The organism is Sphingorhabdus sp. (genome assembly GCF_044374345.1).
Lineage (GTDB): Bacteria > Pseudomonadota > Alphaproteobacteria > Sphingomonadales > Sphingomonadaceae > Sphingorhabdus_B.
Genome location: NZ_JBILOS010000014.1, coordinates 16,699 through 32,214, shown reverse-complemented (window position 1 = coordinate 32,214; position 15,516 = coordinate 16,699). Strand labels below are relative to the sequence as shown.

11 protein-coding genes are annotated in these 15,516 nt (G+C 54.7%); 9 read left to right on the top strand and 2 right to left on the bottom strand.

What is annotated here, in order from left to right; genetic code table 11:
- On the bottom strand, positions 1–662 hold a 662-nt coding region (gene dnaN, locus ACIQ5B_RS02705), incomplete at its 3' end, for a DNA polymerase III subunit beta (protein ID WP_397597676.1).
- Between the two features lie 141 nt (positions 663–803).
- On the opposite strand from dnaN, the gene ACIQ5B_RS02700 reads away from it, so the two are divergent.
- The 4 genes from ACIQ5B_RS02700 to ACIQ5B_RS02685 all read left to right on the top strand — a co-directional run bounded on the left by ACIQ5B_RS02700 (position 804) and on the right by ACIQ5B_RS02685 (position 4,268).
- Positions 804–1,451, top strand: coding sequence for a histidine phosphatase family protein (locus ACIQ5B_RS02700; RefSeq protein ID WP_397597675.1), 648 nt, complete (start codon positions 804–806; stop codon positions 1,449–1,451).
- Between the two features lie 98 nt (positions 1,452–1,549).
- Complete coding sequence (locus ACIQ5B_RS02695; RefSeq protein ID WP_397597674.1) at positions 1,550–2,029, top strand: hypothetical protein; 480 nt, start codon at positions 1,550–1,552, stop codon at positions 2,027–2,029.
- 45 nt (positions 2,030–2,074) lie between these two features.
- Positions 2,075–3,313, top strand: a complete 1,239-nt coding sequence (gene rlmN, locus ACIQ5B_RS02690; protein ID WP_397597673.1) for a 23S rRNA (adenine(2503)-C(2))-methyltransferase RlmN — start codon at positions 2,075–2,077, stop codon at positions 3,311–3,313.
- Positions 3,314–3,317: 4 nt separating this feature from the next.
- Positions 3,318–4,268, top strand: a complete 951-nt coding sequence (locus ACIQ5B_RS02685; RefSeq protein WP_397597672.1) for a septation protein IspZ — start codon at positions 3,318–3,320, stop codon at positions 4,266–4,268.
- On the opposite strand, the gene ACIQ5B_RS02680 is transcribed toward ACIQ5B_RS02685, so the two are convergent.
- A complete protein-coding gene (locus tag ACIQ5B_RS02680; protein ID WP_397597671.1) occupies positions 4,265–5,038 on the bottom strand; it encodes a thioesterase family protein in 774 nt (257 codons plus the stop codon). The two genes, ACIQ5B_RS02685 and ACIQ5B_RS02680, sit on opposite strands and share 4 nt — an antisense overlap.
- 335 nt (positions 5,039–5,373) lie before the next feature.
- On the opposite strand from ACIQ5B_RS02680, the gene ACIQ5B_RS02675 reads away from it, so the two are divergent.
- From ACIQ5B_RS02675 to ACIQ5B_RS02655, 5 genes are all read left to right on the top strand, one after another.
- Entirely contained in the window at positions 5,374–6,807 is a 1,434-nt protein-coding gene (locus ACIQ5B_RS02675; RefSeq protein WP_397597670.1) for a TolC family protein, read from the top strand.
- Entirely contained in the window at positions 6,804–8,909 is a 2,106-nt protein-coding gene (locus tag ACIQ5B_RS02670; RefSeq protein ID WP_397597669.1) for an ATP-binding cassette domain-containing protein, read from the top strand. The genes ACIQ5B_RS02675 and ACIQ5B_RS02670 overlap by 4 nt, the downstream gene beginning before the upstream one ends.
- Complete coding sequence (locus ACIQ5B_RS02665; protein ID WP_397597668.1) at positions 8,906–10,066, top strand: HlyD family efflux transporter periplasmic adaptor subunit; 1,161 nt, start codon at positions 8,906–8,908, stop codon at positions 10,064–10,066. Before ACIQ5B_RS02670 ends, ACIQ5B_RS02665 begins: the two co-directional genes overlap by 4 nt.
- Positions 10,067–10,072: 6 nt before the next feature.
- On the top strand, positions 10,073–11,038 hold the full coding sequence (locus tag ACIQ5B_RS02660; RefSeq protein WP_397597667.1) for a hypothetical protein: 966 nt from the start codon (positions 10,073–10,075) through the stop codon (positions 11,036–11,038).
- Between the two features lie 820 nt (positions 11,039–11,858).
- Entirely contained in the window at positions 11,859–15,470 is a 3,612-nt protein-coding gene (locus ACIQ5B_RS02655; protein WP_397597666.1) for a beta strand repeat-containing protein, read from the top strand.
- The last annotated feature ends 46 nt before the right edge of the window (positions 15,471–15,516 follow it).

The window sequence follows — 15,516 nt, the reverse complement described above, 5'->3', positions numbered from 1 at the left end:
ATCTGGATGACATTGCCGCCGCTTTCGTCAAGCAGCTTGCGAATTTCGGCGACGCATTTACGCGGCACGATGATGTCGGGCATATTTTCTGCACCAGCAGGACGCGGCAGCGTGACGCGGGCGAGACGGTGGCCATCGGTGGCCGCTGCCTTCAATACAGGATCGGCATCGTCGGTGACGTGCAGGAAAATACCGTTGAGATAATAACGCGTTTCTTCGGTCGAAATCGCAAAGCGTGTTTTGTCGATGATCTGGATCAGCGAGCTTGCGGGAATTTCGAACGAGGTGGGCAATTCGCCCTCTGCGATCGTTGGGAAATCCTCACGCGGCAGCGTTGCGAGCGAGAAGCGCGCGCGGCCAGCGTTCACCGCCATGCGGCCGTCTGCGGCATGCAGTTGAACCTGCGAACCTTCGGGCAATTTGCGCGCGATTTCGAACAAGGTGTGCGCTGAAACGGTGGTTGCACCGGGGGTTTCAACATCGGCTGCAAAGGTTTCAACAACCTGCAAATCCAAGTCTGTCGCGGTCAGCTTGATCTTGCCGCCTTCGCTGGCTTCGATCATGACGTTGGACAAAATGGGAATAGTGTTGCGCCGTTCCACAACGGATTGGACGTGGCTCAGGCTTTTCAGCAGGGTCGCGCGTTCGATCGTGGCTCTCATTCAAATTCCCCTTATCGGGCATGGCGAGCATAAAGCAGCCAAAAATCCCTATTTCTATGGCGACTCTTCCATAACCGCTTTGGCCAGCAGGGCAAGCCGATAGGTTTTGCGTCGAAGAATATCCTGTGGAATAAGGCCATTATGACGATTTCAACGAACGGTAGACGGCTTTTCATCGCACGGCATGGGGAGACGGTGTTTAACAAAATTGCGCGGATGCAGGGGCAGGCGGAGCTGCATACCCCGCTGACATGGGAAGGCTGCGTGCAAGCGCGCGCGATGGGCCGTGCGTTGGCAAATTATCTGGGCGACGACCCCATACCGCAGCTTTGGTCGTCCACCGCTGGGCGCGCGTTGCAGACGCTGGCCTTGGTCGCAGAGGAAATCAACGCGGACTGGCACCAAACGATGCGCGACGACCGGCTGCTGGAAATTGACGTCGGCCTTTGGTCGAGCCGGACCTATGCCGACATATCCGCGGAAATCGGTCCAATCGTCGATATCGAGCACAAGCTGTTTTCCGTGCGTCCCGAGGGCGGCGAATTTTACGACGATGTCGCGCAGCGACTGCGTCACTGGATAGCCGATCAAAGCTTTGAACAGGACATGCTGATCATTTGCCATGGGATGACGGCACGCGTGCTGCGCGGCGTTTTGCTGGGGCTGGAGCCTATGGAACGCTTTGGCGCGCCTATCGCCCACAGCCTTGCGCAGGGTAGCATGGTGATGATCCGCGATGGTGTCGAAACGCTGGTGATTGACGGCGACGGCGCAGGGGAGCGTGCTTGAGGTTTGTCACCCCACATCATGGGTTCTCCTGCGCAGGCAGGAGCCCAGGACAGCCCAGCGCAGCGCCGCGCTGGATTCCGGCCTACGCCGGAAAGCACATGCTTTTTATGTTTGCGTTGACGCTTGCGGTTGCCGCGCCGCTGTCTGCCAAAGACCGGCTTGGCGTATATCAGGGGTGGGCGGCGTTTCGTGACCCGGATACCCCCCGCTGCTATGCGATTTCGGAGCCCGACGAGACGATAGGTCCGCCAACGCGGGCGGCTTATGTCTCCATCGGTTTTTGGCCAAAGCGCAACGTTACGCACCAGCTTTACGTGCGGCTGTCGCGCGATCGGTCTGCCAATAGCGGCGTGACATTGACCGCGGGCGGAAGGCGCTTTCGTTTGAAGGCCGATAGCAACGCGGCATGGGCGGCGGACCGGCGGATGGACTTGGCCATTATCGCCGCCATCCGCTCGGCAACGTCGCTCAGCATCGAAACGATTGGCCGCGATGGCCGGTCGATTGTCGACGCCTACGCATTGCGCGGCGCGCCCAGTGCAATTGATGCGGCGGCGTTGGGATGTGCTGCACGATAGGATAGCTGGCATTTCGGCGATTCATTGCGTATAGGCGCGGCCATCATGCAGATTCCCGGCCATATAGACCCCGTTGTCACCCCACGCGCGATTACGCAGCGTGCGGATGGCCGAATTGACCTTTTGGGCTTGAACCATCTTCAAATCCGGCAGCTTTTTGAAGAATCGCAGTTGGATGAAAAAGCGGCAAAGCTGCGGTCAAAGCAGGTGTTCCATTGGATATACCATCGCGGCGTAACCGATTTTGAAGCGATGACCGACATCGCCAAAACCATGCGCCCATGGCTCGCCGACCGCTTTGTCATTGGCCGGCCAGAGGTGGTCGAGGCACAGGTTTCGACCGATGGCACGCGCAAATGGCTTTTGCGCACCGATGATGCCCAAGATTATGAAATGGTGTTCATTCCCGATGCGGATCGCGGCACCTTGTGCATTTCCTCGCAAGTTGGCTGCACGCTCAACTGCCGTTTTTGCCATACGGGCACGATGCGGCTGGTGCGCAACCTGACACCGGGCGAGATTGTTGGTCAGGTCATGTTGGCGCGCGATGCGCTTGGCGAATGGCCAAAGGGCAATATGGCGTCGGTTGCGGACGATGATGAAGATGATGATGTCGGCCATTATACCGCCGACGGCCGCATGCTGACAAACATCGTGTTGATGGGCATGGGTGAGCCTTTGTATAATTTCGACAATGTCCGTGATGCGATGAAGATCGTCATGCATGGCGATGGCCTTGGCCTGTCGCGCCGCCGCATTACGCTTTCGACGTCTGGCGTTGTGCCGATGATGGCGCGTGCGGGCGAGGAAATTAACGTCAACCTTGCGGTCTCGCTGCACGCGGTGACAAAGGAAATCCGCGACGAGATCGTCCCCATCAACCGCAAATATGGCATTGATGAACTTTTGCGTGCCTGCGCCGAATATCCCGGCGTCAGCAACGCGCGGCGGATCACATTTGAATATGTGATGTTGAAGGACAAGAATGACCGCGACGAAGACGCGCACGAGCTTGTGAACCTCATCCGCCAGTATAAATTGCCGGCAAAGGTCAATCTGATACCGTTTAACCCATGGCCCGGCGCGATTTATGAATGTTCGGATCCAGAGCGCATCAAGCGCTTTTCCAGCATCATTTTCGAAGCCGGCATCAGCGCGCCCGTGCGCACACCGCGCGGCCGCGATATCATGGCGGCGTGTGGGCAGCTAAAATCCTCCAGTGAAAAGAAAAGCCGCGCCGAACTGGACCGCCTCGCCGAGGAAAAACAGGCGGCATTGGGGTAAGGCCATGAGCTTCACTTGGTGGAAATGCCCCACACGACAATTTGCAATCGACGGACTGTCCTTCACTGTTTCCAGCAAGGCACGCGGCGATGGCCTGCGTTCGTCGTTGGCCATGCTTGGTGTAGAACAGGCGCATGACGCAACGCCCGTTTTTGGTCCCGAATCTGTCCGCAATCACCAGTTGCGCGCTAAGCTTCCCGATGGTCGGATGTTGGACGTTGAGCTTGGCTATATGGGCATGTGGACGACGGGGATTGTCGCCCGGCTGGATGGCGCTGTCGTTTATGAAAGCCACAAAGGCCGCGTTCCTGCCTATCCAGAAAAATATCGTGATGCCGCCGCGCAACATAAGAGCTTGCGCGAACATGTGCAGGCCAGCCAATCTGCCCAAGGGATGAACGGCGGCGTATTTGCGCGCCACAACCGCTTGCCATTTGCCATTGATATCATCACGGGCCTATTGTTCTACTTTGTTGCAAAGTTCACCGATTTGCAGACTGCGGCGATTGTCGGCGTGGTCGTCGGGTTCGGGCTTGTCCTGTTCCAGCGCATAACGAAAATTGATGTCACCGGCGGGCTTGCGCTCTTCGGCATATTGATGCTGTGCATTTCGGCCGGCCTCGCAGTGTGGCTGAACGATGATGAATGGATCAAATTACGCGGCACAATCACTGGATTAATCGCCGCAAGTTTCTTCATTATCGATGGCGCGCGCGGCGGCCCATATATCGGCAAGGGGTTGGCGCGCTATATGCCCTATTCCGATATCCATGCGGGCCGCTTTGCTATCGCCATGGGCGTTATCGGCCTGATCATGGCAGCGTTGAATTATGGCGCTGCAAAATTGCTGACGACCGACAATTGGTTGTTTTATAAAACATTCATCGACAATTTCATTGTCGCCGGGCTGGTGATTTTTGCCTTGCGCTTTGCCCGCGCAAAACCAGCTGTTTAAGCGAAAATTGCGACTGACTGCATGCCGGTCAGCACCGCTTCGCCGCGGCTGTTCCATGCGGTCATATATTGGCTGCTCGCGCCGTTGGCGGCGTGATGCGTTTCGCTGGAGAGATACCACCATCCATCTTCGGTCGTGGGCGTATCCGTCAGCATGTTGATCTGCCAGTTCATTGAGCTCACCATGCCCTTTTCGGTCATCAAGCCCATCGCAGACGGCGGCAATGCGTCCCCAATGCAGATAAGCTCTGCAATATGGTCAAGCCCGTCATGTTCGGTGAAGCGATGCCAGCTGGCGAGCCGGTTGGTCGCTAACCCCAGTTCGAGCCGCTTGTCCGGATATTGCATATGGCCCGTGAAAAATTCAGGCGGGCCGCTGCGCGCCGTGTCGGCGGTCGGTAGGGGCGGAAATTCGGGCTGGGCGATGTTGATATAGTCCAAATGGCTCTGCCGCCGGTTCATGAAAATGAACGTGCAGGTCAGGCCAATGCCATCTGCGCCCATGATGTCCGCCTTGATGAATGCCGTGTTTTTACCACGGCGCAGAATGTAGGCGCTGACCTCAACGTCGCCCGCCAGAGGCCCAACAAAGGCGATCTGGGCCGATTGCAAGGGCGGAAGGTCGTCTGCAGACAACTTAGCTGCCTGATAAGCAAGAACAGCGCTAAGACCGCCATACGAAGTGCGGCCCTGATGCCATGAGGGCGGAATGCAAATTTTATGTGTGTCGTCGCCGGGTGTAAATTGGGCGAGAAGCGATGCTAGGTTCATGACATGAGCCTAGTAAGTCGAAATCGAATTCGCAAGTTGAAAGCAAAATGTTATTTCGCATCATATTCTTGGCGATTTTGAGTTTTGTTCATTGAAAATATAGATGGATCACTAACGGGATATCGTTTCGCCGATCGGTGGCGCATTGTTCACATATAACACAAAAAATTCAATAACTTCTGAGCCAGATATTTGACAGCGCCGCTCGGCGTTACCTTAATCAAATGTCAATAGCGCGCGTTCCCAACCTGCATCGTTGAATTTGTTATGCGTAGCGGCTAGCGTAGATGGCATAATCTTATGCAGCAAATGATACTAACGTTTGTACTAAACGATTGCACTATAAGGTCACACCAGATAATGGCCCTGGACGTTATATTTATCCTAGAGAAACTTGGAAAAAATTTGTGATTAGAGTGTCTCCGTTATTCGTTTATGCCACATTTTTTATGTGGTTACCTGGGTCGGTGCAGGCGCAGGAAATGGGCGACGTTCAAGGGCCACCCGCGCCGGTCCAGACAAGCGTGGAGCCTGTATTCTTAGACGATGAGGCCCAGGCAGGCATGCCAAGTTCAGGCAGTGGCTTTCTGGCCATGGGCGAAGATGCTGCAGAGTTGGCTACTGCCATTGAACTGGCAGCCCGAACCTTCCCAACAGTTGCCGCTGCTAGGGCGTCCGAGCGTGCCGCCCGCGCCAGCCTTGGGGGGGCAAAGTGGGCGCGCTTTCCGGGCGTTAGCTTGGAATTGCTTGGCGGTACTTCTGGATCTTCTTCTAGTGACTACAGGCTCTCCGTAGAGCAGCCTCTTTGGACTGGGGGACGGATTACCGGCATGATCAAAATGAGCCGCGCCCAGCTAATGGCGAGCCAATTCGCCGTATCCGAGGCCCAACTCGATGTTGCGATGAGGGTGAGTGCAGCTTACTTCGAATTTCAACGACTTATCCAGCGCGAAGCGATCCTTGACGAGAGTCTTGGAGAGTACCAAAAGCTCGTAGATTCAATGGAGCGCCGTGTCGCTAATGAGATTAGTCCTGCTGCAGACCTCGAACTGGCTCGCTCGCGTGCGGCGCAAGTTGCGCAAGAAAAGGCTATCACTTTTGGCCAGCGGCGCATGGCGCTGGCACGACTGCGTGAGCTGACCGGGGACCCGGCTTTCAGCATTACCTCTATCATTAGTTATGACCCAGCAATACACCATCCGGACCAAGAAGGTCTGCTGGAGCAAGCCTTGGCCTTCGACCCTAAGCGCCGCAAGCTCAATGCCGATGTTCTTGTCGCGGCCGCCGATGTTCAGGTCCGTAAAGCGGCGATCTTCCCTCAGCTCAATGCGCAGTATGAGAAGCCGACCTTTGGACCAGATCGGGTTGGTATCGTTTTGCGGGCTCAGACCGATGGTGGGCTGTCTCGCTTTTCAGCGGTGTCCGTGGCGCGCGAGCGTCAGGCGAGCGCCGAAATTGCTCTACTTTCCAACGAGCGTGAGCTTAGGGAGCAGATAGAGGTTGATGAGCTTGAAAATGCCGTCGCCAAGGATCGCGCGGCGAGCAGTGCAGCCTCTGCCACTTCAGCTACCGCTGTCACGGAATCATTTATGCGTCAGTTCGTTGCTGGCCGTCGAACTTGGTTCGACGTGATGAATGCCGTGCGTGAATCGATGACCGCGCGCATCAGCGAAGTTGATGCTCGTGTCAGTGCTATGGCTTCGGCCTCGCGCCTGCTCATGCGAAGTGGGCGATGGACGCCTCAGGCCCAGAAGGATCAAGGTCAATGAACCTAGAAATTGTTGAACTCGTTGCTGAACTGGCTCGCAGACGTAGGATCGAACTTGCTCCCTCATGGGCAAATAATGTGGCTGAAATTGCCGGCGATCCCTCACTTGAACAGCTATTGACGCTAAGTGAAGCGTTGGGTTGGGCTGCGCCACTTTTAGATGCCCGCGAACCCGGGCCGGCAGACTTTCCTCTCCTGGTATTTAGCGATAAAAAGGGGTGGGCGCTTGCGGAACAATGGGAGGCCCCAGGGCTTCTGCGTATCGTCGTTGGCGGACAGTCCGCTCTGTGGTCGGTTGCTGAAAATGAACTGACTTACGCGGCACCTATTTTCCCCGCTAGTGCCGCCGCGCGATCGCCGCAGCGTGCACTACCAGTATTCATTGACGCTATGTGGCGCCAGAAGCAGGCGGTGATTAACTCAGTTTTGGCCACCGTGGTCATCAATGTGTTGGCGCTCGGTGTTTCATTCTACACTATGCAAGTCTACGACCGGGTAGTGCCGAGTGCCGGTTATGCCACCCTGTGGGTGCTGACCTTTGGCGTGGCCATTGCAGCGGCATTCGATTTTGTCCTGCGCGTGGTTCGCTCGAACTTGCTTGAACGCGCGAGTGCCGACGCCGACAAGGAGATCTCCGAGTTCTTTTTCGCCCGTGCGCTGGCGGTGCGGCTCGATGCCGGCAACGGCGAGGTTGGGACCATGGCTGGGCAGCTGCGCGGCTATGACCAGGTTCGCTCGCTGCTGTCTTCAGCCTCAGTCTTTGCCCTCGCAGACCTCCCCTTTGCGCTGCTCTTTGTGTGGGTCATCTATATGCTGGCGGGCGAGGTAGCCTTAGTGGTATTGCTTTCTTTCACAATTTCGATAGCCCTTGCATTTGTATTTGCGCGGCTCATACGCAAGCAGGCTGATGGAGTGCAGGTAGGCACGACCCGCAAGAACGGCTTGATGGTCGAGGTTCTCGATGCGGCCGAAACTATTAAGGCTAACCGAGCGGGATGGTCGATGCTGGCAAGGTGGAACCGGCTTATCGCGTTGGTAGAAGTCGACGACTTCGACATGCGTCGGCTCTCTGCCATAGCTCAGGCAACCAGTGGAACAATCCAGCAAATTGCTTATGTCGGACTTATCTCGTGGGGTGCGATCCAGGTCATCGATGGGGAAATGACGGTTGGCGCGCTCATTGCGGCTTCGATTATTGCGGGGCGTGTGAATGGACCTCTAGTGCTGCAGCTTCCGGCCATGATTGTTCAGGCTTCCTATGCCAAGGCAGCGCTTAAGGGGCTCGACAGCTTTCTTCGACTGCCCGTTGATCGAGAGCCCGACGTTGAATATCTGCGCCCCGAGCAGCTTCGAAGTGAAGTGCGATTGGAAAAGGTTGCCTTCATGTATCAAGGAGCTCGTAGTGGGCTCGCCGTTGAGGAATTGAAGATTAGCCCCGGTGAGCGCGTTGGCATTATTGGTCCTGTTGGGTCAGGAAAGTCGACTTTGCTTAAGGTTATGGCTGGTTTATTTCCGCCCCAGAGTGGGGTTGTCTATCTCTCGGACCTCGATTTGAATCAAATCGCCGAAGACCAGCTACGGCGCCATGTCGGTTATGTTGGCCAGGAGTTTCGTCTGGTTAATGGTTCACTACGTGAGCAGCTCACTTTTGGGATATCTGATCCAGGCGATGACGCAATTCTTGCCGCGGCCGAAGCCACTGGCCTAAATAAGCTGATTTCCGCTCACCCCAAGGGGCTTGAATTGCCAATCAGTGAAGGGGGCAGGGGAGTTTCGGGGGGGCAGCGTGCGCTGGTTGGCCTTACCCGGTTGATGTTGGCTAAGCCGAAGATTTTGCTGCTAGACGAGCCAACAGCCGCTCTCGATCAGGAGACCGAGGAGCAAGCGTTGCGCGCGATAGTCGGTAACCTTGAGACTAATGATGCCCTAGTCATGGTCACCCACAAAATCTCATTGCTCAACATGGTTCAGCGCTTGATTGTTGTCGTGAATGGTAAAATCATTTTCGACGGTCCAACCGCTGCAGTCCTCCAGAAACTTAGTCCAGCCTCGGCAAACGCTAAGGCTCCGGTTGCGGCAAACACACAGAAGGTAACGATATGAATGTGCGGTCCAACAGCAGGCGACTGACCTCGATCCCCATAATTTCTACTATTCTCGTTGTCGTATTGATTGCCTGGGCTTCGTTTGCCAAGCTGGACCAGGTTAGTCGCGCGTCGGCGCAGATCATTCCTGCCGGTCGCACGCAGTTGATCCAGAGCGCTGAGGGGGGCGTAATTGACAAGATTTTTGTCCGCGAAGGTGACCTAGTCAAACGCGGACAAGTTTTAGTCACTCTTGATTCTGCAAAGCTATTGGCTGCCGTGACTGAGGGCGAATCCAAGGTTGCTTCACTTAAGGGCACTTTGGCGCGGATCGAGGCGGAACTTTTCGACCGGCCACTGAATTTTCCGAAGGAAATCGCAGCTTACAAAGATGTGATCGATAATCAGAGCATGCTCTACGCCAAGCGTCGGTCTGCCCTGAATGCTGAGGTGCGTACCTTGGAGCAGGTCCAAGTGCTAATGCGGCAAGAAATGAATATGACCGAGCCACTAGTGGAAAGCGGCGACGTTAGCCGGACAGAGGTATTACGCCTGGCACGCTCTCTCGCTGATATTGGCGGTCAGATTGCCAATCGCCGGGCTCGCTATATTCAGGAACTCCAAACGGAATACACCAGGGTCACGGACGAATTAGTGACTGCCGAACAGTCACTCGCTCAGCGAAAGGACTCTCTCGCCTACAGTAAGATCATTGCACCAACGGACGGGATTGTGAAGAATGTTCGCCTGACCACAGTTGGGGGTGTTCTCCGCCCGGGCGACGAAGTCTTAGTGATCGTGCCGACCGGGGAAGAGTTGATTTTAGAAGCTCGTGTCTCCCCAAGAGATATTGCCTTTGTTCGGGCAGGACAAAGCGCAGGGATCAAATTTGACGCTTATGATTCCGCCATCTACGGCTCGGCCAAAGGCAGAGTTACTTACGTCAGTGCAGATACACTGACCGAACAGGCGTCGGACGGTAGTGCCGTGTCTTATTACCGTGCCTTCGTCACTGTTGACCTGCGGTCCATGCGTTCAGCCAAGGGTTTGGAAAAGATCGAGCTCCAGCCAGGGATGGCCGCTAGTGTTGAAATTAAGACTGGTGAGAATACCGTGCTACGTTATCTCACCAAACCTATCAGTAAAAATTTCTCGGAGAGCTTGTCAGAGCGCTGACCAAGCATGGCAAAAAAGGTATCTCCAATTATGCGTGGCTCTGGCGAGGGCTTGATACCACGATTGCGGATTCTTGCCTTTGCGTCGAATGCTCAAAGGGGCGGGGTGCTGGTCGACCAGTTGATAGCGCTGGGCGTAACGTCGAACTTAGTTGTAGATGATCCTACGAAGGCTATGCGCATATCGGGTGATGCAGAGTATGATGCAGTTGTAGTTGATGCAGCCGTAGCTCCAGCAAGGCTTGAGGAGCTGTTGGCGCAGGTGACGGCGATAAGGCCAGGAAAGTCCTCCATAGGCATTATCCACATAGTAGACGATTTAACGCCTACCCCGAGTGCAGCAACTAACCGGTCGCTCAGTCCTTTGACGCAATTTGTCGCTCCGCAACATCTGGGAGCGGCGTTAGACGCGTTGAGCCGGTCAGCGGCGCTGACGGCTGATGACCTACAGCGTCAGGTTGAGATCATTGCACGGGCGGCCATACGGCTAGGCCAGCGGCTTAACTCCATTAACCACAGCACCACAACTTCGCCAATTTTCAGGGAGCGTGACGATCCAGTGTTGGATGAAGGGTCGTCGCTCGATGTCGCTAGCACAGTTGGCGTTTTGCGACGAATAATTCGAGAACGGCGAGTGCGCGAGCGCTACTTCAATGAAGTGCGCTTTGGTGAACCCGCGTGGGACATTATCCTTGACCTTACGCTCGCCTGGTTTGAAAATAAAACTGTAGCTGTGTCCAGCTTGTGCATCGCCTCGGGTGTGCCAATGTCAACGGCAATGCGTTGGATAAATGATATGATTGAGGCAGGGATCATTGATCGCTGGATTGATCCAGCCGATGGTCGCCGCACTCTGGTGCGAATTACTCCTGCTACTCGCGACGCAATGCTTCGCTACTTGGCGGCGCTCAACGTTTCTGAAAACGCGCTCAGCCAGAGTTCCGCGGAGGCGAATGTGCCTCGCTCAACATAGCACTAGGTCAGCAGCGAGGTGTTCTGTACTAATGGCGCGCCAAACCTAGAAATAAAGTCATCGAGACTATTTCGTGGACCTTTAACGATAGTAGCTTGGTCACTTAAGAATTTTGCACTCATATGAGAGAGCCGAACAGACAATTGAGCTGCGAAAATATTTTAAGCAAGTGACTATCCAGCTCCCTTTGACCAGTGGATTTCAAGGTGGGTGTTATAACAAGCTAGCTAGGCCGTCATTTGTCACTGCTACGCACATAGAGAAGTGGACTGGCGATATCAATTTCGCCTTAGCTTCGGTGGGCTGACTCTAATCGGTCGCCGCTGTCAATCCGCAAAGTCTCGCGGCATTGTTTAATCGAGGGTTAGCGATAGAATGACCCTAAGGGTCGCATAGCCGCCAAGGATCGGGTGATTAGGGCACTAGATATAGACGCCCGCCTCCGTAATCCGCCGATGCGCAATTCAAATTGTTGAAGGTGGAGCTAATTGGGGAGCAAAAGCGCCCAACACGAAAGAAGCAAGAGGTGAATAAATTTAGTTAAAAAAACCTATCATCAAGGTTGGCAGCCGTCAGTCATATATGGGTTGCATCAGATTGCAGGACTTAGTAGCATAAGAATTGCATAATGAGTTCAGTGAGCTGAGCAAAGCTGTCGCAGCACTCCTTCTGTACCCAATTATGCCGATTTAGAAAATGTTGTTCAAAATGGTTGTATCTAATAAAAAAAACCGATATGGGTGTTTTAGTGCATAGAAAGTGGCGAAACCCCTGCTAAGGGGGCCAGGTGTAGTTTTTTATCAAGAGGGGTTTACCTAACATGACTGCGAATATCAAAAATGCTGGAACGATCCGGGGCTCCAATGCCCTAGCAAAGGCAGCAAAGAAGAAATTATCAGTAGAAGTCGCTGCAGAGGCAAAGCTTGCAGCTGAAGCTGCTTCGGCTGTAGCTGCTGCTGAAGTCGGTGCTGGCGCCGCTTCTGCTGGTGGTATTGGTTCCACAGCGTTGATCGTCGGCGGCATTGCTGCTGCTGGTCTTGTTGCTGTTGCTGCAGGCGGCGGAAGTGAAGCTGCGGCTCCACCACCACCACCACCACCACCACCACCACCACCACCCCCTCCTCCTCCTCCTCCGCCTCCTCCGCCGCCGCCGCCGACAACAGTCACGGCAGCTGCGACTTCGGTTGATGAAGGCAAGACAGTTACCTTTACGGTATCGGGTGCTGCGGGAGCTGAAATCAGCTATACCCTGGCAGGTACTGCCGCTAACTCGGCTGACCTCAATTCGCCTTTGAACGGAGTTGTGAAGCTCGACTCTTTCGGTAAAGCGTCCGTAATTGTTGACGTGAAGGCTGACGCCGTCACTGAAGGCGCTGAGACGCTGAACCTCGTTCTTTCGAATGGCGCGAAGGTTGCTGCCGACGTGACAGTTAACGACGTTTCGTTGACTCCTGCTCCTGTGTCGAAGACTTTTACACTTACTTCTGGTGTGGACGTTATTTCCGGTACAGATGCTAATGACACGATTGATGCAGTTGATGTTGTTATCGGTACCACGACAACTAATGGCGTGACGACCAATAATTTTGGCACCTCACTTGGCGCAGCAGATAACATTTCTGGTGGTGCTGGTAGCGACACGATTAACGTTGTTGGCTCGGCTGCCATCACCGTTGCTGCAACCACAGTTGTTTCCAGTGTTGAGACAGCTAACTTCACAACTCTTGATGCTCTCACAGCGAATGTTTCGGGCTGGACTGGTCTTACAAGTGCAAATGTGCTTAAATCTGTCGCGGCTTCAGTCACGGCTGCTGCTACAACTGACGTCTCGGTCACTGGGGCAACGGGTGCGATCGCTGTAGATGGCGGTCGGGCTGTTGCCGTTTCTGCTGCCACATTGAACCAGGCGGTCGCCATCGGTGCGACAACTGTTAACGCAGGGGCTGTTAGTGTAACCCATACCAAGCAAGGTAGTGGTGCTATTGCGATCGACGGCGGCACTTCGGTTTCAGTTACTGCATCAGGTGTTACCACTGGTACTACCGGAGTTGGTACTGGTAATGCGGCAACCGATCGACCTTCGGGCGATGTCAAAATCAATTCCACTGGTGCTGCCTATGCGGCCGGTACAGCTGTTACTCTTGGCGCTATTGAAGTAAAAGGTGGAGCTGCCGTCGAAGTTACGCAAGTTGCCGCATCATCGTCTGCAGTAGCAGCGACTGATAGCTCGGCAGCAACTCGCACTCAAAGCGCGGTCACCATTACTGCTGCGGGGGCGACCTCGGCGGTAACTATTAAGCAGGATGCGGCGGTTGCTGCTGTGAATGCTGTGACTGCAGTCGCCGGCGTTAACCAAGTTGATACCGTTACGTTTATTGCGCTTGCTGCAGGTGAGACTGTTACTGTCGGTGGCCTCACATATACAGCGACGGCATCAAACACGGCCGCTCAAACTGCGGCGGCGTTTGCAAACCTTGCTGCTGGCGCGACAGCCGGCGCAAACGTTCCAGCACTCGGAACTTACAGTGGAACATTCGGTGCATACAGCACCGGGGCAGTTACTACAGCATCAGGTGTGTCGACGTTGACTGCTACAGCAAGTGCAGCTGCTACGGGCAGTACCGCGATCACTGTAAGTGACACGTCTACGAATAACATTTCGTCTGCCAACGCAACTGCTGGTGTAACAGCCGTTGCCGCAAAAACTGGTGTGATGGGTGTTGCCAATGGCGCCGTAACAATCAGTGACAGTGGTAATTCTGCTGGCACCGATGCTTTGGCAAGCGTTTCTTTGAATGGATTTGCAGCTTCGACAATCGGATCTGATGCGCTTTCAAGCCTAAGTCTTTCCAACTCAGTTGCGGGCGTAACTATAACCAACGCAGCCACGAAGGCGCTAAGCTTAAATGCTAACGGCTATGGTAACTCGACAACCGCACCGGCGCTCGACATCGGCGGCACCTACACGTCGCTTGCTGTTGATACTGGTTCCGTTGCTGGTTCGGACTTCACCTTGACTGGTGGTGGCCTGACATCCTTGACGGTTACCGGTTCGAAGGCGTTGGACCTGAATGCAACGGCACTTGCCGCTCTGAAGACGCTTACAGTGTCTGGCGCTGCTGGTCTGACGGCCAGTGGTTTGACGAGCGCAACGATAACTTCGTATGACTTGTCCGCCTCTTCAGGCGCCAACACTTTGACCGTTAACGCGACGACAGCAACCTACGCAGGTGGCTCAGGCGTTGATAAAGTAACGTTGTCAGCTACGGCTCCGGTAAAGTCGGTAAGCCTCGGTGATGGTAATGATACGCTGACCTTAGCTGCTGGTACAACCTCTTCGACTGGTACTCTCTCCGGTGGCGATGGTACTGATATTCTTGCAATTGCTGCTGCTGATGCGGCGACGGCTTCAGCCGACGCTGTGTTTGAAGGTAAAATTTCCAGCTTCGAGCGCTTGAACTTTGGGGCATCTTCAGCTGCCGCAACCATCGATCTGGCAAACCTGGACGAGATTTCCCATGTCACAATCGGGGCCGTGAGCGTTGCCGCTCTGAACATCGACAATATGGCAATTGGCGGGACAGTGGTTCTTACCGGAGCAAATACCGTTGCTGGCACCGACATCGATGTTGATTTCGTTGATGCTACAGGCTCGGCGGACAACTTAAACGTTACGGTTGAAGTTTCGACTGCCGACGTAGATTTCGGCGCCATTGACATCTCTGGTATCGAAAGTCTTGCGTTGTCAGCGACAGACACCTCTACTTCCGCCGCGATTAACGCTGCAACACTTGCCATCACGAACACTGCACTAAAGTCAGTCACTATATCTGGTAATGCGTCGGTGGTACTGTCCGCCGGTGCTGCGGTGACGACCATTGACGGTTCGGCCATGACAGGCAAGCTTACAGCTACGTCAAACACCGTCGCAACCACAATCACTGGTGGTTCTGGTGCAGACAGCCTGACGGCCAGTGTAAATGGTTCCACGCTTGTCGGTGGTGCGGGTGGCGACACTCTGATCGCCTCTGCTAACTTGGTTACACTGACCGGTGGAACTGGTGCGGATACTTTCGACGTTTCCTACGTTGTCTCAAACCTCAACTCTTACGCAACGATTACCGATTTTTCTGCTGGTGATAAGCTGAAGGTTGGGGGAACTGGGGCTGATGTGGCCTTCATAAGTGCGAAGATCACTCTGGCGTCTACCGCGTCCTTTGCGGATTATGCTAATGCTGCGGCCGCTGCTGCTGGCGCAGACGATGTAGCGTGGTTCCAATTTGGTGGTGACACATACCTTGTTCAAGATCGGGGTGCTGACTCCTTGGCAGCCGATGGTTTCATCAACGGTCAGGACACCATCGTCAAGCTCGCGGGTACGATTGATCTGAGCTTGCTGACATTTAACAGCACCGCTCTGACATTCGCGTAATAAAGACTAATTACTGCCTCCGGGGAGGCATTTCCTACCCGGGTTC